Here is a 20876-nt window from a genome sequence, read left to right as displayed (position 1 = left end):
GTCTTTCCTTTTCTTCTGCAGTCATGTCAACTTTCTATAAATTATTATGCAACCCAACTTATGTATACACAGAGAATTTGGTTTATTTGCCCTTTGAATAGAAATAGCTAATACCCATTTCGTCTAGGTATGATAAAAAGCATCGATAAAGTCTCCTAATAAAGCAGACCTATTCTTTATCCCACCTAGGCCACTAGATTGCCAGAAAAGCACACTGGCCTTACTAGCTGTAATAAAGGTTGTTGAAACTATTCAAACCAGAAAGCCCCACTTCCCGGAAAATATCTATTCCGAAAAGTGGGGCTTAGATTTTTATCTTCCTGCCTCAAAATATAATCATCTCCTCCTGGTCGTCAAAATCTGAGGCTGTGGCCAAGTCGGAAATCGAACGCTACTTAGCAGGCTTAATTCCCTCTGTCGTCATCTGCACTCGTTTCAAGGTTCCGTCTTTGTTATAATGGAGGTAATCGATGCAGACCGACCTTCGGAAGCTCCCACCGTCTGTCTGCACGCCTCCGTTATGGTAAATGAAGTAGCTTTTGCCTTTAAACTCGATGATAGACTGATGGTTGGTGTTGGAATTGCCGGCTATCTCATTCAATATCCCTTTATATTCCCAGGGTCCATCCAGGCTTTTGCTCATGGCGTAGGCTGTTTTTTCCGGGAACTGGTAAGCGTACGAGAGGTAGTACCAGCCGTTGCGCTTGTGTATCCAGGGGGCTTCGGTAAAGTGCGGCAGGTTGGTAATTTTCTGTACCGGACCGTCCAGTTCAATCATGTTTGCTTTAAGTTTGGCATAATATAAAATAGTGTTCCCCCAGAAAAGATACGCCTGCCCCTTATCATCTAAAAATACGGCTGGATCAATGTCGTCCCAGCTGATGTTGGTATCGGTGGTCATGTCGTTGGTAATCAGTGCGGAGCCAATAGCGTCTTTAAAAGGCCCGATCGGGTTATCAGCCACTGCCACTCCTATAGCCTTACCAGGTTTGGTAGCATGCGTAACCGTGGAGTACCAGTAAAACTTGCCGTTGCGCTCAATCACATGCGAGGCCCAGGCATCACCGCTGGCCCAGGCAAAATCCTTTGGTGCCAACGGTACAGGGTGTTCCGTCCAGTTCACCAGATCCTCCGAAGAGAATACGAGCCATTCGTTCATCACGTATCCTTCGTGCCTGGGTGGTGCCTGGTCGTGGCCGGCATAAAGGTATACCCTGCCCTTGTGCACCAGTGCAGCCGGGTCGGCGGTGTACTTATGCGTAAAAATCGGGTTTCCTGTCGCTTTTACAAGCGTATCAACTGGAGCACTCGCCATAGCCGGTGCCGCCGCAAACGTAGCAACTGCCAGCAGCAAACTTCCTGCTATTTTACTTAAACTGGATTTAATATTCATGTTAAGTTATAATAAATTGATGTTAGAAAATAGATTTTTTTGATCCGCAGCATTTCTGTTGCCGGCCTTTAGTTTTCCTTACGGGCAGCCTTTAGTTTTCCTTACGGGCAGCCTTCAGATCCACATGCACCGGCTTGTCTCTGTCGCAGATAATTTGCCCATCCCGATAGGTGAGTTCTGCCACCTGTATGGAGCTTCTTCTGGTTTCGTAGCTGTCTTTGCCTTTGTTTTCTGAGGTGCGGCCGGGGTGTGTAAAATAATAGATAAACGCTCTTTCTCCGCTTACCACCACATCAGCGTGGCCGCCTATCACCTGGTCGTCATCGCCGCTACCGGGTTCCTGCAAAATGTTCTGCTCCTGTCGCCTCCAGTTTACCATATCATCAGATGAGTAAATGCCAAGCCCCTGCCAGTTATCTACCACCATCCAGTATTTGTCTTTCCACTGAAAAACCTTGGGACCTTCTCCCCCCTTATCGCCCACTACCCGCTTGCCGCTGTCGGTCCAGGTGTAGAGATCGGGGCTGTCGGCGAAGAAGATAGATTTTCCGGCTCGCTCATTGTTGTAGTACATGCGCCAGCTGCCATCGGGCAAGGGAAACACACAGGCATCTATGCATCGGTCAGAAGCCAGCTGCAGCGTAGACTCATATTCCCAGTTTATGAGGTTCCGGCTGGTCAGGTGCACGATGCTGCGCGGGTGCCGCCAGTCTTTAAACACGCCGGGCACATAAGTCAGGTACATGTGGTACAGCCCCTGGTATTCGATCACCTCGGGTGCCCAGTGGGTATAGTCGGTCAGCCGGTAGCGTATGTCGCAGGTGTCGCGGTAAGTCCAACTGGCACCGTCGGCAGACTCAGCTATACCGATGCGGGTGCCGTGCACCCAGGTTACACCATCGAGGCTGTCGGCGTTGGCGCGGCGGTTGGTATAGAACATAAACCACTTCTCCTCCTGCCGGTTCCAGATCACCACCGGGTCGGCGGCTCCATCAAATACCGGATCTCTGAAGACAGGCTTGGGCGCTGCTGCCGTAAGGGCTACCTTTTGCACGCAAGCCTCCATCGAGAAGAGACATAAAAACAGGAGCATGCCGCAAACCAATTTGTTTGCAGCATGCTCCTGTAAAGCAGTTGATCTGTTCTTAATAATTTTCAAGATGATTCTTCTTAGATGTTATCAACAAAACATACTGCCACAGCATACTAAGGCTGCTACTTCAGTTGCAGCGCTACGACAGAACCAGCAGGCATTTTCACGGTCAGGGTGTTGCCTTTCAGGTTAGCTCCTTTAAAGTTTACAGGCTTAATGTTATCCGGCTTGTCGAAAGTGTTATGGTCCTGTATGTTCTTGGAGGCCAGTACCCGGCCAGTGACAGACTTGAATTTGGCCCCGTCGATGCTAACAGTAATGTCTTGTCCCTTTTTAGGATCTATGTTTACGAGCGTAATATGGGTGGCTCCGTTCTTGTCTTTTGAGGCAGAACCAGATATGGCCGGCAGTTTCTCCTTACCTAATGTATAATCTGTGGTCTTAACAGTGAGCGGCAGATAAAATGCATCCTGGTGCACATTGTACATCTCCATGACGTGGTAGGTCGGGGTCAGGATCATTTTTTCCTCCTCTGTCAGAATAACAGCCTGCAGCACATTAATGGTCTGCGCCAGGTTGGCCATCCTGATCCGGTCGCTGTGGTTGTTGAAGATGTTCAGGGTCACGCCTGCTATCATGGCATCGCGCATGGTGTTCTGCTGATACAGGAAACCGGGATTTGTGCCTGGCTCCACTTCGTACCAACCGCCCCACTCATCCACCACCAGGGCCACACGCTTCTTAGGATCATACTTGTCCATAATGGCAGTGTGCTTGTCTACAAGTTCCTGCATAAACAGAGCACTTTTCATAGTGGCAAAATAATGCTGCTCCGTAAAATCTTTCGCCGGACCTTTCTTGTTCCAGTCGATCACAGCATAATGGTGCAGGGCCACGCCTTCCAGCATATTATGCGGAATGTTCTTCATCAGTACTTCAGTCCAGTTGTAATCAGCTGAGTTCGCGCCAGAGGCAATTCTGAAAATATTCTTATCATTCGACCAGCCAGCCATAAACGTGGCATACTTGCGGTACTCATTGGCGTAATATTCGGCTGTCATGTTGCCGCCGCAGCCCCAGGCCTCATTCCCTACACCCCAGTAAGTTACATTCCACGGCTTTTCGCGGCCATTCTCCCTGCGCAGCTTCGACATAGGGCTTTCGCCATCAAAATTCACATACTGCACCCAGTCTATCAGTTCCTGCACAGTGCCACTGGCCATATTGCCGGCCAGGTATGGCTCTGCGCCCAGCAGTTCGCACATGTTCAGGAAATCGTGGGTCCCAAAGCTGTTGTTCTCAGTTACCCCACCCCACCAGGTATTCACAATAGTAGGGCGATCTTTTTTAGGACCGATGCCATCCTTCCAGTGGTAGGTGTCGGCAAAGCAGCCTCCGGGCCAGCGCAGGTTGGGCACTTTCAATCTTTTAAGAGCCTCTATCACATCGTTGCGTACACCGGCAGTGTTGGGGATCTTCTTGTTGTCTTCGCCCACATAAAAGCCGCCATAGATGCTCCGGCCCAGATGCTCGGCAAAGTGCCCATATATGTGCCGGTTAATTACCCGTTCAGGGTCAGTTTGAGCAGACAGTGTGGCCGTGCTCTGTGCAGAGACAGAAAGGCTTACAACAAAAAGGAAAAAACTGAGCAGTCTTTTTTTCATATTGGTTAAGTTTTAACGATTAGGTAAAATACACCCGCCACAGTAATTAAATTAACGGGCGACCGATTATAAATGTAAGTTTAACACTTAAATATAAAAAAGCAAATTAACAAACAATCGTTCTTCACTTTTTCAGATAAAATATTATTGCTCACACTATTAAATAAGAACAAAAGCTAATTATTCTATCAAGAAATTAATTAAATGCGCACGTCCCTAGAAACTAACGGCTTATTGCCCTAAGCAAGGCCTCAGGAAAGTTAACTGCCTGAAGTTTGAAGGGTTTACGTTCTACTGGGTATTTTTGCCCGGGAAAGTTCTTATTATTTTTCGTTTTTGCAAGCGCCTACCAACAAGGGTAGCAACCGCTTTCTAGTTGCCATCATACAGGCAAGCAGGCATCAAGGATGGATCAAGCTAAAGCACTCGTCTGCCGTGGCTTTTATTGAACTAAAAATCAGGCAGTAAAGTGGTTTCATCGTCTCAAATATAAATCCTGTAGTATCATCTTACCCTTTTGGTCACCCATATTTTTGTTCCATTAACCCACAATTCACTAATATTCACTTACTAATTTTAATTTTAACTAATGTTAGTTTGCTTCATAAAATTTATCGTATATATTTACACTATCAAACGCAAAAGCAGTATTAGAAAGGAGAGTTACCAATATTTTTTTGCGCATATGCGCAATCGATTGCACATAAGTTCTTGTCTTTTCCTTTGCCGTTTAGTATACTCAGTTTGTTTTTGCAGTATCAGCTTCAGTATTTTATATATAAACTTCTTATTCTTAGATTTCCTCAATGTTTGGGTGGCATATTTCATTCATAAAGCCTGTGCATTCGATTGCCCTTCATCCTGCCCGTTTGATGACCTCAAGATCCTCATCCAGAAGCAAGGTGCAGCCTGAAATGAGCTAAGGCTGGTTATTTAGATGTAGCTGATGTAATTCTTCAGGTTTAGAAATCACTATAAACAGTTTACTATGAGAGCAACTTTACTTTACTCCAGTTTTTGGCAGCTTCTCTGCAATGTCTCAGTTAAGCGGCATGCACCCACTTTTCCGGTTACCCACTTGGAAGCAAGCCAACTTATGCAACGAAACAAAAGCACCTCTTTCTATTAAGTGCACTCCCATTTCACATTCAGTTGTGCTGGCTAAAACCAGACCAGGCTTTCGGGCTACCAGGAAGCGGCTATAAGCAGTACAGCTATCGGATCCGCTCTGACTCCTAAGCATTTGGTAAATCATTCCATCACGCGCGAGGCTTGTTTTTTCTTAAAACAAAGCCCAGGCTATTCTTTGTCATAGCTGTAGCCTCTCCTCTGAGGCGAAATTACTTTAACAAGTCACTTTGCCTGTGCAAGGCAATATAATAAGATACTCCTGGCGCCAAGGTTGGCAACAGTACTAACAAAAGAAAGGAGGCTGATGAGCAGAAACTTTAGGATCTATTGGTTTTAGTTTTCACCATTTAAATCAACATTTATGAGAATATTTGTATTCCTACTCACATTTTTCGCTTACCTCGGAAGCAATTATGCTTCCGCTGCCTCTGGCAATGGAGTTGCTTCTGCTAATTGGCTGAAGCCGGCTCCCTCAACCCATTCGCCCACTAATCCTCCGGACAGTCCCAAGGCAGGTCTAAGCGCAGCTAATAACATAGGATACGCGACCAATCTCCCTTCCGGGGCCATTGATTTCAGTTTGGTCGGATATGCCACCTTAACCGGCGGCACAACCGGCGGAGCGGGAGGACGGAACATTACCGTTACAACCGGCACAGAACTGCAGGCCGCCTTGAACGCTAAAAAGAAAGAAACAGTGCCCTTAACGATCTACGTTGCCGGAAAAATCACACCTGAAAACTCGCCAGGCTTAAGCAAGATAGATGTAAAGGAACTGAAAGACGTTTCCATCCTGGGCATAGGAACCAGCGGCGAATTCGATGGGATCGGCATTAAAATATACAAAGCCAGCAACGTTATTGTCCGCAACGTGAAAGTGCACCATGTGCGCATCGGCGACAAAGACTGCATAAGCATCGAAGGCCCTGCCGACCACATCTGGATAGACCATTGCGAGCTTTACAACGACTATCAGAGTGTAGGCAAAGACTATTACGATGCCCTGTTGGATGCAAAAGCAGAGTCGGAGTACATCACCTTCTCCTGGAACTACCTGCACGACAGCTGGAAAGCCAGCCTCTCCGGCAGCTCCGAAAGCGACACCTACGACAGGAAAATCACCTACCACCACAACTACTTCCGCAACCTGAACTCCCGCCTTCCTCTCTTTAGAGGCGGCAACGGCCACGTTTTCAACAACTACTACAAAGACGTGGTAGAAACAGCCATCAACTCCAGGATAGGTGCCTGCCTTAAAATAGAGAACAACTACTTCCTGAATGTCAACAACCCCTACGTGTCGGCCTACAGCAGCGTGGTGGGGTATGGCGATATCTCCGGCAACGTACTGGTCAACAGCCCTTTTAAATACACGTCTGATGAAAAAGAGCTGGGCGCCTGTGTCTCTAATATTCCCTACGCCTATGCCCATGCGCTACATACCGCTGAAGAAGTTCCGTCTATTGTGGAGCAGTATGCTGGTGTTGGCGTGATCGATGTATACGCTGAAGGCGGATCGGACCCGCAGCCGCAACCTGTCACCTACCAGCTTACCACTTCTGTAACCGGGCAAGGCACAGTGAGTCCTTCAGGCGGTATATATGCCGAAGGAGTTTCTGTTAGCCTCCATGCTACGCCTGCTTCCGGATGGGAGTTCAGTGGCTGGAGCGGCGGTGCTACTGGCACTTCTAATCCACTAACCATCAGCATGACCAGCAACAAAACCATTGCTGCTGCCTTTACCCAAACCAACCCAGGCGGGAATGATGGCGGCGGAGATGGTGGCGGTGCCGGCAGCGGTGATGACGGCAGCACGACCGGAACCAAGTATTATGTTTCTCTCACTGGCGATGATGCCGGTACCGGCACTATCGATAGTCCTTTCAGAAGCATACAGCATGCCATCGTCCAGGCAGCTCCCGGCGATTATATTTACCTGAGAGGCGGTGTATACAACGAGCCTGTTGGCATTAACATCGCCCGTGGCAACGATGGTGCTCCTGGTGCTCCAAAGCGCCTGTTTGCCTACCAGGGCGAAGTGCCCGTGCTGAACTTCTCGGCTCAGGCAGAATTATCCAGCAACAGAGGCCTTACCTTAAACGGTAATTACTGGCACGTGAAAGGATTGATCGTAGAGGAGGCCGGTGACAACGGCATTTTCATTGGTGGCAACAACAACACCGTTGAGAGCACCATTACCCGTCGTAATAAGGACACTGGTCTGCAATTGGGCCGTTATTCCTCAACAGCTACGGTGGCAGAATGGCCATCTAACAACCTGATCCTGAACTGCGAGTCATACGACAACAGGGATTCCGGCAACGAGAACGCTGACGGCTTTGCTGCTAAGCTAACCACCGGACCCGGAAACGTGTTCAGAGGCTGTGTAGCGCACCACAACATTGATGATGGCTGGGATTTGTACACTAAAACTGATACAGGCCCTATTGGTGCTGTAACGCTGGAAGATTGCATCGCTCACAGCAACGGCACGCTTACCACAGGCGGCACTTCCGGAAACGGCGACAAAAATGGCTTCAAACTCGGTGGCGAGGATATCGCTGTGAACCACATTGTAAGAAGATGTATTGCCTTCAACAATGGCAAGCATGGCTTTACTTATAACCGGAACACAGGCTCCATCGAGATGACCAATAACACCGCTTATAAGAACGCGCAGCGAAATTTCACGTTCGAAACCGGCACCCATGTGTTTAAGAATAACCTGTCTTTCCAATCAGCTTCCAACGACAAGGTAGTTGGCACAATGGCAGGCCCTAACTCTTTCACCAATGGAGCCTCTACTTTTAATGTAACCACTGCCTCGTTCCAGACCCTAACTCCTGGCCCGGATGCAAATCCTATATCAAATGGATTCCTCCATTTAGCTGCCGAAAGCAATCTGATTGATTCTGGCGTTGCTTCGGCTGGAATTTCGTACAATGGGGCTGCCCCGGATCTGGGAGCCATAGAATCGGACGGTACCACAACAACTCCTTCCGGCTTTACTTTAACGGTAACTGCCAGTCCTGCCAATGGTGGCAGTATTACCAGAAATCCGGACAAGAGCAGCTATGCAGCCGGTGAAGTAGTAACACTCACCGCCACTGCCGCAACGGGCTACGCATTCACCAGCTGGACAGGTGCTGCCAGCGGCACAGCAGCTACGACAACCGTAACCATCAACGGAAATACCAGCGCAGGAGCCACTTTTACAGCCACAAACGGAGGCGGCGGTACACCAGCTGGACCTACCGTACGGATAGATAACACGGCCACAGCAGCCACAGGGATTTGCAGCTTCGATGGAAGCTTCCGTACCGTTGGCTCCGTGCAGGTGGTCAACCTTTCCAATTCGGCGGCCAAGGGCATTACCTGGAAGGTGGAAGTACCTGCAGCAGGCAGCTATGCCATGACCTGGCGCTATGCAGGTGGTGGCTCGTCTGCCGCTGAAACTGCTAAACTGCTGGTTAACAAAGCTACCGTACTGGAAAGTGTAGCCTTCCCGAAACCAGCAAGCTCCACTTCCTTCCTAACTACAGCACCTGTAACCGTGGCTTTAGGCAAAGGGGTGAACGAAATCAGAATCGAAACAACGGTAGCTGCTGCCTTTGCCGACATCGAGTGGATAGAGGTAACCGGCATCAGCCCTGTAGCCACAGATTGCAGCAATGAAATCGGTTCCGGAGGCGGAGAACCTGCTCCTGTTATCTACACGCTTTCTGGCAGCAGTAACCCAGAAAACGGAGGCACAGTAACCTTCTCTCCTGAAGGCGGTAGCTACGAAGTAGGCACTTCTGTAACGGCAACGGCTACACCAGTTGATGGATGGCTGTTCAGTGGCTGGAGCGGCGACGCCAGTGGCACTGCAAACACGGCAGAAGTAACCATGAGCGGCAACAAAACCCTGGTGGCCAACTTCTATCAGATCACAACGGAACGCATTTCAGCTTCTGCCACGGCAGCTACTGGTCTGTGCAAATTTGATGGCGCTATACGGCTGGTAGGAAGCACTCCAACTATTAACCTTTCTAACACCGCCGGCAGAGGCGTGAACTGGAAAGTAGAAGTACCTGCAGCCGGAACCTATACCCTGCAGTGGCGCTACGCAGGCGGAGGCTCCTCCGCTCAGGAGACAGCCAGGCTCCTAATCAATGGCACTGTTGTGAACGAGGCGGTGGCTTTCCCTAAACCAGCCAGCAGCACCTCGTACCTGACTACCGATCTGGTACCTGTAACGCTGGGTAACGGCGTAAACGAAATCAGAATAGAAGTGATTCAATCGCTGGCCATGGGCGATATTGAGTGGATAGAAATTACCGGAAACGGACCAAAGGCCACTGATTGTAGCAACGAGGTTGGTTCTGGCGGAGGCGAAACGCCTGCTCCAGTTACCTATACTCTGGCAGCCAGGAGCAACCCGGCTAACGGAGGCACTGTAACTTTATCTCCGGCAGGCGGCACTTATACCGAAGGCACTCAGGTTACGCTTACAGCCACACCAGCAAGCGGCTATACCTTTACAGGCTGGAGCGGCGACGTGAGCGGCACTTCTGCTACTGCTTCCGTAGTTATGAACGGCAACAAGGCAGTTGTGGCAGCCTTCACACCAACAACGACTGACCCTGATCCTGGTCCGGCTCCCTCTAACGCTGGCATGGCCGGTTTTGCCACTGTAAGCGGCGAAGGCTATACCACCACGACAGGCGGAGAAGGCGGCCAGATTATTACGATCTCCACCCTGGCGCAACTGCAGACCTGGGCTTTGAGCCGCGAAAATAAAACAACACCAGAGATTGTTTATATCAGCGGCAAAATTGAGGCTTCTTCTTCTACGGTGGTTACCATAAAGCATGGCGCCAACGTTTCGGTAATTGGTATTGGCAGCACTGCCGAGCTGATGAACGTAGGGCTGAACTTCAGGAACTACAAAAACGTGATCGTACGCAACCTGAAAATTCATGAGGTGTTTTATCCGAATGATGCCCTCACCATTGATGAGTGTCAGCACGTATGGGTAGACCATAACGAGTTCCACAGCAAAATCGGAGCGGGCATAGGCGTAGATACCTATGATGGCTTGCTCGATATTAAAAATGGCTCCCGTTATGTGACCGTATCCTGGAACTACTTCCACGACCACATGAAAACGGTGCTGATCGGCCACACAGACAATTCCAATGCGGAAGCAGTTGACAGACAGATCAGGGTAACGTTCCACCACAACTATTTCGAGAACACCGATGGCCGTAACCCGAGCCTGCGTTGGGGAGCAGTACACATGTACAACAACTACCTGAAAAACATCACAGATTACGGTATGGCTGCCCGTCAGGGCGCTCATGCCCTGGTAGAAAACAACGTATATGAAAACGTAAAATTACCGCTGGCTACCGACAAGTTCACGGGCATAGGTAACATCTGCGAAAGAGGCAACTTGTTTACAGGTACATCAGGTGCTAACTCTATAACCCAGACGGATTGTGAGTGGTGGAATGCCACTACCCTGCCTTATGCTTACACCCTCGAAGATGCCAGCACGCTTGCGGCTACGTTACCTGCCTTAGTTGGAGTAGGCAAACTAGATGGCGGAGGCAATACAGATCCTCAGCCGGTAGCCTACCAGCTTACGATTTCTGTAACAGGTCAGGGAGAAGTAACTTCAGGCGGGTCTTTTGACGAAGGTACAACTGCTGAAATTACAGCCACACCGGCAGCAGGCTGGCAGTTTAGCGGCTGGAGCGGTGATGCTACCGGAACTGATAATCCGCTTGCTGTGACCATGAACAGTAACAAAGCCATAGGGGCCAACTTTACGCAGATACAGCACCAGTTAACCACTTCGGTTGCAGGACAGGGTGAGGTAACCGCAGGCGGTACATTCAACGAAGGTGAAATCATATCGCTTACAGCTACACCGGCAGATGGCTGGCAATTTGCAGGCTGGAACGGCGATGCCAGCGGGACTGCTAACCCAATTGAGGTTCTTATGAGTGGCAGCAAAGAAGTAGTGGCAACCTTTACCGAGATAACTTATCAGCTGACTACGACTGTTACTGGCAATGGCAGCCTTAACGCTGTCGGCAGCACACACAGGGCAGGATCGGAGGTGACCTTAACAGCCACTCCGGCTACCGGATGGCAGTTTAACGGCTGGAGCGGCGACCTGGCAGGTAACGCGAACCCGGTTACTGTAACCATGAACGGCGACAAGACGGTACAGGCCATCTTTACAGAGATAGTGTACAACCTGACATCTACTGTGAACGGACAGGGAAGCCTTAGCTCTACCAACAGCACCTACACCCACATGTCAACTGTTACGCTCACTGCCACCCCGGCTGCAGGCTGGCAGTTTACGGGTTGGAGCGGGGATGCCAGTGGTGTTACCAATCCTTTAAGCCTTGTCATGAACGGCGACAAATCTGTAACTGCAAACTTTGCACGCATCGATTATAACCTGACTGTGACAGTGCAGGGCCAGGGAACTGTAAATATTTCGCAAGGCACTTATACGGCAGGCGAAACGGTATTACTGACAGCAACCCCTGCACCAGGTTATAAGTTTGATGGTTGGAGCGGAAGCGCCAGTGGCACGGCTACCCCACTTACCGTTACCATGGACAGCGACAAAACAATTACTGCTAATTTCTCGCCAAAAGGGAATGCTCCTGCACCGAAAGAGGTAACGGCTATCGTTTACCCTAACCCCTTCTCAGGTTCAGCAACATTTGAGTTTACTTTACTAGAGAAAAGCAAAGTAAAAATTACGCTGTTCGCTTATGACGGAACAAAGGTGGCAGACATATTAACTAACAACAAAACCTACAACGCCGGCACGCACAGTGTTTTATACACCAATACAAACTTGAAACCTGGCGTTTATATCTATGTTGTAGAAGCAGGCAAATCTGTATTCCGCGATCAGGTGATAGTAGAATAATCTGATCTTCTATCTTACTCAAAAAACGCTAAGGGCTTTGCTCTTAGCGTTTTTATTTTTCAGCAGGTAGAGTTAACTTAGTCTTATGCCCTGATCTTACGCACCAGCAGGTTAGCCTCCGGAGGGCCATTTTCATTCGAATAATTCAGGTATGGCACAAACCATGCAGTGTGCGCAGCTCCTGCGAGTGTTTGTATGGCAGAGCAGCTACAAGTCGCTCGGACGCTGGCAAGAGCTGCGCACGCTGCGAGGTCTTTGTTGCTGTTCTCCAAAAATTTAAAGACTTTGATTGGTGCAAAAGCTGCTTGTGCGAATAATTTGTTACGTACTAGAAAAGTGCTGCGTAACATCAGTTTTGTAACCATTAAAAAGCAAAATTCAAGCTACTTCTTTGTCTCCGGGATAGTACCATACGCTGGCTTCAACCCTCCCAGATCTATGGTGATCTGGTCGAGCAGCACAGCCGGGTCGATCATATAAATTTTCAGCACGTGCTTACCAGCCTTTAGTGCCGGCAGCTTCACGGTGCGTGTGGCGCGGTTGCTGAGTACGTTCTGTTTCCACTCCTCGCTACGGCCGAAGGTTTTAAAATCCACGACCTGCAACGGCCCGTCGTCTACCGACACGGCATACCGGAGGCTGTAGTGATTGGTGAGCGGATGCGTAGGCAAGGTAGCGACCGTAACGACCGGGGCAGCAGCATCTTTGAGCAAGAAGAAGTCATATTCCACCGAGGCGGCTGTTTCCTGAACCTGCTCCGTTTCCTTTTCAGGGGCAGGCTGTAGCGGCAGCGCCAGGAGCGAATTTCCGGTACGCCCCAGGCCTTCGACCAAAGTCCAGGAGGCTGGGCCTTCGTCGGTTTTGCGGCTGTAGTTCTCTGCGAAGATCGATACGTAACCATTCTCCTCTACAAAACCTTTATGGGCGGCAAGAGCAGACGCCGCGGGCGCAACAGTTTCTACGGCTATGGTAAACGTCTGGCCAGCGCCCTTTACCGTGATGTGTCCTTTAGCAGCCATTTTCTTTGGCACTTTCTGCCGGTCTATGCCTATCCACAGGCGCTTCTCGTTCCGGCCTGTAGCGGAGGTCAGTTCTCCTTTGGTTTCAGATAGGGTAATCCATTTGGCAGAAGATGTTGCTCTCCAGGAAACTGGTTGAGCTCCCGTAAGGAATACATCCAGGAAATACTGCTGACTACCCCAGGGGCTAAACGTCGGCAGCCTTAGGGGCTCCCCTGGCTTTGTTACAAGTGAGGAATCTGCCTTTACATACCCTTCCGGCGCTACTGCCCATGCCCCACTTGCTGCTTCCACTTTCAGCTCAGGCAGCACAGGCTCCAGGTACACGGGCAGGTTGCGGGGCTTCATCGACATCATGCCCCGCCACTTGCCGCTGCTGAGTTGGTTGTTATAAAAACTTGTTTCATTTACGATCTCCTCATATGCCTGCCTTGCCCGCTGCGCATAGTCCGGGGCGCTGGCCCGGTGCTGTTGCGCATAGAGTTTCTGCTTGTCGCGGTACAGGAATTTCTTGTTCATTAGCGAGGCTCCCACCACCGGGTAATACACCAGCTGGTAAAATGCATCTGCCTGCTCCGGACTTATTTTCTGGCGCAGGTCCTTTACCTGCTGCTCCAGCGCCTCATATTTATCCAGGCGCCGCTGGGCCTCATCGCCATAATAAAAATGGTTGTAGGTGGTGTAATTTGTCTGGGTGGTGGGTTCGGTCTGGCTCCAGCCCATAAACTCCGGCTTCCGCTCAAAAGCCAACTGGTAGTACTGCCACATCACCTCGTTCAGTTGCGCTCCTTTTTCCTTCCCGAAGATTCCTGTTAGCCAGGCCTGCTGATGCTGTTTCACGTACCTGCTGTCTTGCACAAAGGGGTCTGCGCGATAGGCCATATCCAGGAACAGCTGGATATTATATTCAAGTGGCTTGATGTCTCCCACGTTCAGCACCCACAGTTCCCGCGACTTCATTTCATAAGCTTTGGCCATTTCTTCTCTGATCAGGGCAGGATGGGTGCTGCCGAGCCAGAGGTAATCATGCGGCCGGCCCCAGTAGGAGGCGTGGTAATATACCCCCGACCCGCCAGGCCTTTGCTGCTCCTGCTCGTTGCTGAGCCGATGGATGTAGCCATAATTGTCGTCGGGCCACACAATGGTGATATCTTCAGGCAGTTGCATGCCCTGGTCATATATTTCGAGCACTTCCTTATAGGTGGTAAAGGCCTGCGGAACGGCTGCCACGTTCTTGCTCACGCGTTTCTGGAGCATGCTCCGCTGGTCGGCGATAATCTGCTCGAGCATTTTGGCCGCCTCCGTTCTGTTGCTGGCCCCTTTCATGCCGCTGTCGTGTACGCCACGCATCCCCAGCGTGTAGATGGCCTCCAGATTGCCCGCCTCTGCCGCACGTTTCTCCCAGTAATCATGCACCGTTTTTTTGTTGCTGAAGTAGTCGAAGGAGCCCATGGTCTTTTCGTTCCACTCGTCCACGTTGTTGCGCAGCATTGGCTCGGCATGCGAAGTGCCCACCAGGATGCCATAGGCATCGGCCACTTTCGGGTTTTGGGGGTAATGGAAAAAGGCTTTTGTGCTTGGGTGCATGGCAGGCCAGATCAGGTTGGCTTTGAGGCGCAGCAGCAGCTCAAAAATTTTAGCATAGGTTTTCGGGCCGATATCTTTGATATCGGTATCGATGTTCTGCGCTGCCCAGGGTTGCAGCCCCCAGTCCTCGTCGTTCAGAAAAATGCCCCGGTACTTCACCGACGGCGGCGCTGACACAAAATCAACTCCTGAAAGTTTCAGTTCCTTTTGCTGCACCGGCTTTACATCGGCCCACCAGTACCAGGGCGAAACCCCTATCTTTTCGGACAGATGAAATACTCCGAACGCGGTGCCTCTCCTGTCGCTGCCGGCCACCACCAGCAGGTTACGGATATTGGGGAGTGGCTGCTTCATTACTTTTAGGGCATAGGTTTCCCATTTGCCCTGCAGGTTATTTACCGCTGAGGCCTGCTTGCCCTGCACTTGCTGCACCATGCGCGAGCCTGCCCTCCCGACCAGGATGACGTTGCCGCTGGCTTTGCTGATATCGGTGAGCACAACAGGCCGGTAACCGGACACCAATTCGATATCCTGCGCCAGTAGATTGGCAGAAATGGAGTCGAGTTTGGCTTCTGCAGGATCGTACACGAGCTGTACTTTGGTGGTGGCATCTACCAGCACAAAGTCCTGTGCGGAAATATGAAAGGAGGGAAGTAGCAAAAAAAGTAGCAGGAAGTGCAGTGGGCGGGTCATTTTCAGGTTTTTGTTTGGAAAATTTGTCAGGAGTAAAAACTCTTGTTTTCATCAATACTAACAAAGATCAATTTCGATGTTATCCTGCATTATCCTGTTCCGGTTTTCTATAGCAGTTTCTGCTACTTCAGCGCTTCCAGGTAATAAGTTGTAAGGCCATCGAATTATTCTAATGAAAAAGGCCCTCCGGAGCTTTTCAGAGCTGCTGCTACAGATAGTGTAATATGTTTGCAGGCAGGCTGTCGGGACCAGAATATGTATTCCGGTTAAGTTTATTTTGAGGGCCAACACGTGTTCACAGCCTTCCGGGTATTTCTGAAATCCTACAGTAGAATTCTTTCCAGCACATCGCCCACAAAATAAGCCAGCACGGCAGCAAGCCCACCCAGCAGCAGCGTTTCGGCTATGCCGGCCACAACGTTCTTCTTGGTGGCGACGCTCTTCAGGCTCCCCACAATGGCCAGCGCTGTACCAGTCAGCAGACTGGAATAGAGAAACAGGTCTGTTTGGTTAGGCGAGTCTGATCCGGCCGTAAAGATGTAGGACAGCAACGGGATGGAGCCAACCAGCACAAAACTGAAAAACGTGACGGAAGCGGTTTTAACCGGGGTCCTGTCGTCCTGTGTCATTTCCAGTTCCTCTTTCATCATGGTATCGACCCACACCTCTTTGTTGGAGGTGATCACCGCCACCACCTGCTCCAGCAGATCGCCGGTAAAACCTTTGGCAACGTAAATGGACCGGATCTCCTCCACTTCCTGCTCCCTCATATTCTCTACTTCCCAATACTCGGTGGCCTTGGTGTTGTCGAAATTGTCTCTGGCTGCTTTGGTAGAGAAAAAATTGCCAACCGACATCGAAAAGCCATCGGCAATCAGGTTGGCCAGGCCCAGGATAATCACCACCGAAATACCCAGGCTGGCACCCTCGGCACCTGCTACCACCGCAAACGTGGTGATGGCCCCATCTATGCCGCCATACACAAACTCCGCAATGTATGCCTTATTGAAAAAGAGAAACTTATTTCTGGCGTGTAAACTGTCTTCTTCCATAACTCTATGTGCTGGTTTATCATGACTGCGAAACTCATTAGCCTGTTCCGGGCAAACTTTTGTCAGCACAGCTGACCTGGTGCGGCTTTATGTCAACTTAAGCAATTTCTGGGTGAGGCACAAGCGTCAGGCAAATCTCACGGTCCGGGCGCCCGCCCACTAATTAATCCTGCTTTTCTCGTACCAGGCGGTGTGAGATGCTGAAAAGGAGCAGGCAGACATTGCGATGGTTAGGGGTATAACCGAAAAGCCAGATTATGTAAATAAAACCCGGCCTCCGGAGGCTTTTAGAGCTGCTGCCACTGCCGCTGCACAACCAGGCTGGTTTTGGGCTGCGTACGGTCAACGGAGTATTGTCGGGCCAGTTTAAGAAGCAATAAAAAATCTGGTCCTACGGATTATTCTAATCAAAAAGGCCCTCCGGAGATAATTTCTGCTGCTGCTCTATCCAACAGATTTTACCCGAATACAAGTAGTGAGCTTCTCCCATAAAAAAAGCTCAGACCAAGGCAGCCGTTTGGCTGGCCTGGTCTGAGCTTGCATTAATTCTGGCAAAAAGTTAAGGTCAATTCACTGCAGCGAATAAGCTGCGGCAATGTGCTATTGCATCGTCAGGGCATTGTTGTTAAGGTCCTTGCCTTTAGTCACCTGCTTCGACATATCTTTAAAATCTTTGGCGTCGAACTGCACATTCTGCGTAAGCGGTCCCAGCACCTTCACAACCGGTTCCTTTGTCTCGTTATAGGTCAGGCCGCTTACTTTCATGTTTTTCGTGTTGAAAATAGTGATTGCCGGACCTTCCTCCGTAATTACCTGCACGTTCTTCAGCTCAATGCCATCAGAATCTACCGCCGTTATTCCTTTTTTGGCTTTCAGCACGGCATTCTCCAGGCGCACGTTCTGCAGGTTCATCTCTGGCAGACCTTGCAGGGCCAGCGCCTGGTTGGCACCAGACACACGGATGTCTTTCATGTAGATATTCTTAAACGAAGGCGTCTCTTCCGTAACGGGCACTTTGGGGGCTGCCTTCACCTCGCCGCTGCCTCTCTCTGCCTCGTCCATGGTGGGGGAGTTGCCGCCGTAGAAAAGGTTAAAACTGATGGCCTGGGTCGGGATGTTGATCATGTCGATGTTGGAGATGTAGATGTTCTCTACCAGGCCGCCTCGGCCGCGTGTGCTCTTAAAGCGCAGGCCGATGTCGGTGCCCATAAAGGTGCAGTTAGATACGTGCACGTTCCTTACGCCGCCCGACATCTCGCTGCCCACCACAAAGCCGCCATGGCCATGGTACACCACGTTGTTCTTCACGATCACATTCTCGGTAGGCATGCCACGGTCACGGCCGTCCTTGTCTTTGCCCGACTTAAAGCAGATGGCGTCGTCGCCCACATCGAAGGAGTTGTTGTACACCAGCGCATTTTTGCAGGACTCCAGGTCCAGGCCATCGCCGTTCTGGGAGTACCAGGGGTTGCGCACGTTCAGGTTACGCAGAATAATATCTTCGCACATGTTGGGGTGCAGGTTCCAGGCAGGAGAGTTCTGGAAAGTAGGACCGTCGAGCAATACAGTCTTACAGCCAACCAGGCTCAACAGTACCGGGCGCAGAAAATCTTTAATAGATTCAAACTGGCTTTTATCCGTAAAATCCGGAACATTGAAATTCGTTGTGCTGGTGTAGCCTTTCTTCACCTTCTGGGTAGGGAACCAAATTCTCCCGTCGTCGCTTAGCACGCCGCCCGACTTAAGGAGGTTATTCCACTGCCCTTCTGTCATTTTGCCTTTCTTCACAGGTCGCCAGGCCTGGCCATTCCCATCAAAGGTACCAGTGCCGGTAATCGCAATGTTCTCCAGGTTCACGCCAGAGATCGGCGACTGGCAGCGAACGGTGTTCAGCCCTTCGAAACTTGTTGCTACGAGTGGGTAGTCATCAAAATCTTTGCTGAAGAGCACCAGCGAACCGGCCTCTGCATGCAGGTTGATATTGCTTTTCAGTACGATGGGGCCCGTTAGCCACATGCCGCGCGGAATTACTACTTTACCGCCTCCTTTTGCTGCCACCGCCTCAATGGCCTGCTCAAAAGCCTTGGTGTTTTTGGTAAGGCCATCGCCCACCGCGCCAAAGTCAGTTATGCTGACGCTGTAATCGGGGAAAGATGTTTCTTTTACCTTGGGCATGTCGAATTCCACGCCTTCGTAAATGTCGAAGTGCTCGGCGGTGGCTGCTTTGGCAGAGCCTGCGGCTCCAACTGTGGAAGCACCTGTTTGAGATTGGCACGACGAGAACAGAAGGCCTGCTACTCCCATGCAAATTGCCAGTCGGCTGGTTAATGTTTTTCTGGGTCTCATATGATTTAATATACTAATGGCTTTTTTGTTGTTGGTTGCTGGCTGTTTTTTGTTGAATTATTGAATTGTTCTTTAGGGTTAAACTCTAACTCTCTAACTTTTTAACTTTCAACTCACTCATTCACTCATTCAAAATTCACTCAATCATTCATTCATTTAACCTCAGGGCGTAATTCTGAACCAGTCGTAATCAGCAAATCCGGAGTCGTTTATTTTATCCTGGCGCACAGCAAACACGCCTACTTTGGCGCCAATCCATTTGCCCGGCATGGCGGTGAGCGGTGTTCCCACTTCTTTAAACTGGGCTCCGTTTTCGCTGTAGCTGAACTGGCAGATGCCACCCTTATCCACCTTCACCCGGAAATAAACTTCGTTCCCGTTCAGTTTGCCCAGCAATTCCTCTTTATCAGGAGTGCCTTTCTCTGCTTTTTCGCCTTTGGTATAAGCCAGGTACAGACCGTCGGTTTTACTTACCAGCGAAATATGCGCATAGCTGTCGCCCATCACTATCAGGCCGGTGCGCTCGTTCTGCAGTTTCTCGTTAGGTGTAAACTTCAGTTTGGTGGTGGCTGTGAAAGTCTCGGCCGGAAACTTCTGCAGCAGCAGGTTCGGCACATCCCAGAAGTTCTTGTAGCTCTCCGGCAACTGGTCTGTGAACAGGCGCAGCTGCCCTTTGGCCGGATTCAGAAAAGCCCACGTAGCTTTCGGGTTAGCATGCCACTGCCACTGCAACCCCAGTTTATGGTCGTCAAACTCATCCGATTCCTTCGGAGTCGAGATCGGATGGTTTTTGCCCACAGCTGGCTTCCGGTGCGTCATCACGGGCTGGCCCTTGCCGTCACGGTCTAAGTCCTCACCAATCACGGGCCAGTCGTTTTTCCATTGCATCGGCTGCAGGTGCACAATACGGCCATAGGCCTCCACATCCTGGAAGTGCACAAACCAGTCTTCTTTGCCATTGGGCGTATCTACCCAGGCGCCCTGGTGCGGTCCGTTAACGGGGGTATTGCCCTGATCCATCACGATCTTCTCTTCGTAAGGTCCGTAAACGTTTTTGGATCGCAACACCAGCTGCCAGCCTGTAGAAACTCCACCGGCAGGGGCAAATATATAGTAGTAATCGTTGCGTTTATGCATTTTGGGTCCTTCCACAGTAGGGTGACTGTCGTGCCCGTCGAATACCAGCACCCCTTCGTCGAGCACTTCGGTGCCTTCGGGGTTCATTCTGTTTAAAGTCAGGATGCTCTTGATGCCGGCTCTGCTGCCTGCCCAGCCATGCACGAGGTAGGCCTGCCCGTCATCGTCCCAGAAAGGGCACGAGTCTATCAGGCCTTTTCCCTCTTTCACCAGAACCGGCTTTTCCCAGCGGCCTGCCGGGTCTTTGGTTTTCACCATGTAAATACCGAAATCCGGGTCGCCCCAGTAAATATAAAACTCGCCCTCGTGATAGCGAATAGCAGGTGCCCACACCCCGTTGCCATGCTGCGGCTTAGCAAAGTGGTCGTAAGGCGGCAGGCGGTCCAGGGCGTAACCGATTAAATTCCAGTTCACCAGGTCTTTTGAGTGCAGGATCTGTAGACCCGGAACGGCATTAAAGCTCGAAGAGGTCATGTAATAGTCCTCTCCTACCCGGCAAACATCCGGGTCGGAGTAATCGGCATATAGAATCGGGTTTTTGTAGGAGCCTCTGCCCCCGTCTGCCACCCACACCTGCGACACCTCCCCGGTAGGAGAAGCGACAGCTTTATCGACTGCAGGGGCTTTGTTGGTGGACGATCGGGTAAAGAGTTGCTCGTTGGTGCAACCGAGCATGAGCAGTAAACTGAAAGCCAGGTACTTGTTAGGGCGCATTATTCTTTTTTTGGTTGATGAATCTAATTAAATAAAAATAAGCTACTGATACTGTTTATTTAAAGCTGCAGCAGGATTGCTTCCGGAAGGGCTTTTTCATTGGA

The 20876-nt window shown here is 50.4% G+C and carries 8 protein-coding genes; 1 reads left to right on the top strand and 7 read right to left on the bottom strand.

Going from position 1 to position 20876, the window contains the following annotated elements:
- Positions 1-391: 391 nt before the first annotated feature.
- The 3 genes from FJM74_RS10275 to FJM74_RS10265 all read right to left on the bottom strand — a co-directional run bounded on the left by FJM74_RS10275 (position 392) and on the right by FJM74_RS10265 (position 4150).
- Complete coding sequence (locus FJM74_RS10275; RefSeq protein ID WP_206684026.1) at positions 392-1393, bottom strand: glycoside hydrolase family 43 protein; 1002 nt, start codon at positions 1391-1393, stop codon at positions 392-394.
- A 91-nt stretch (positions 1394-1484) separates the two neighbouring features.
- A complete protein-coding gene (locus FJM74_RS10270) occupies positions 1485-2552 on the bottom strand; it encodes a family 43 glycosylhydrolase (protein WP_206684025.1) in 1068 nt (355 codons plus the stop codon).
- 56 nt (positions 2553-2608) lie between these two features.
- Positions 2609-4150 carry an alpha-N-arabinofuranosidase gene (locus FJM74_RS10265; protein ID WP_187262501.1) on the bottom strand — a complete coding sequence of 514 codons (1542 nt, stop codon included), beginning with the start codon at positions 4148-4150 and terminating at the stop codon, positions 2609-2611.
- 1492 nt (positions 4151-5642) lie between these two features.
- Here FJM74_RS10265 and FJM74_RS22205 point away from each other — a divergent pair.
- The gene (locus FJM74_RS22205) at positions 5643-12224 is read left to right on the top strand and encodes an InlB B-repeat-containing protein (protein ID WP_206684024.1); all 6582 of its coding nucleotides are present in this window, start codon (positions 5643-5645) and stop codon (positions 12222-12224) included.
- A 383-nt stretch (positions 12225-12607) separates the two neighbouring features.
- On the opposite strand, the gene FJM74_RS10225 is transcribed toward FJM74_RS22205, so the two are convergent.
- The 4 genes from FJM74_RS10225 to FJM74_RS10210 all read right to left on the bottom strand — a co-directional run bounded on the left by FJM74_RS10225 (position 12608) and on the right by FJM74_RS10210 (position 20772).
- Positions 12608-15523: a glycosyl hydrolase 115 family protein gene (locus FJM74_RS10225; RefSeq protein WP_187262500.1), complete on the bottom strand. Its 2916-nt coding sequence runs from the start codon at positions 15521-15523 to the stop codon at positions 12608-12610.
- Positions 15524-15846: 323 nt separating this feature from the next.
- Complete coding sequence (locus FJM74_RS10220; RefSeq protein ID WP_187262499.1) at positions 15847-16575, bottom strand: VIT1/CCC1 transporter family protein; 729 nt, start codon at positions 16573-16575, stop codon at positions 15847-15849.
- Between the two features lie 600 nt (positions 16576-17175).
- Positions 17176-18921 carry a glycoside hydrolase family 28 protein gene (locus tag FJM74_RS10215; RefSeq protein WP_187262498.1) on the bottom strand — a complete coding sequence of 582 codons (1746 nt, stop codon included), beginning with the start codon at positions 18919-18921 and terminating at the stop codon, positions 17176-17178.
- A gap of 162 nt (positions 18922-19083) precedes the next feature.
- Positions 19084-20772 carry a glycoside hydrolase family 43 protein gene (locus FJM74_RS10210; protein ID WP_241739056.1) on the bottom strand — a complete coding sequence of 563 codons (1689 nt, stop codon included), beginning with the start codon at positions 20770-20772 and terminating at the stop codon, positions 19084-19086.
- Between the last annotated feature and the right edge of the window lie 104 nt (positions 20773-20876).

It is taken from the genome of Pontibacter beigongshangensis (assembly GCF_014332515.1).
GTDB lineage: Bacteria > Bacteroidota > Bacteroidia > Cytophagales > Hymenobacteraceae > Pontibacter > Pontibacter beigongshangensis.
Note: the sequence above shows the minus strand (reverse complement) of the source record. Positions and strands in the feature narration are given on the sequence as shown.

What these genes read in the sequence shown, in the direction of transcription:
- FJM74_RS10275 (WP_206684026.1), bottom strand. Translation starts at nt 1,393, where the DNA reads ATGAATATTAAATCCAGTTTAAGTAAAATAGCAGGAAGTTTGCTGCTG.
- FJM74_RS10225 (WP_187262500.1), bottom strand. Translation starts at nt 15,523, where the DNA reads ATGACCCGCCCACTGCACTTCCTGCTACTTTTTTTGCTACTTCCCTCC.
- FJM74_RS10265 (WP_187262501.1), bottom strand. Translation starts at nt 4,150, where the DNA reads ATGAAAAAAAGACTGCTCAGTTTTTTCCTTTTTGTTGTAAGCCTTTCT.
- FJM74_RS10215 (WP_187262498.1), bottom strand. Translation starts at nt 18,921, where the DNA reads ATGAGACCCAGAAAAACATTAACCAGCCGACTGGCAATTTGCATGGGA.
- FJM74_RS22205 (WP_206684024.1), top strand. Translation starts at nt 5,643, where the DNA reads ATGAGAATATTTGTATTCCTACTCACATTTTTCGCTTACCTCGGAAGC.
- FJM74_RS10210 (WP_241739056.1), bottom strand. Translation starts at nt 20,772, where the DNA reads ATGCGCCCTAACAAGTACCTGGCTTTCAGTTTACTGCTCATGCTCGGT.
- FJM74_RS10220 (WP_187262499.1), bottom strand. Translation starts at nt 16,575, where the DNA reads ATGGAAGAAGACAGTTTACACGCCAGAAATAAGTTTCTCTTTTTCAAT.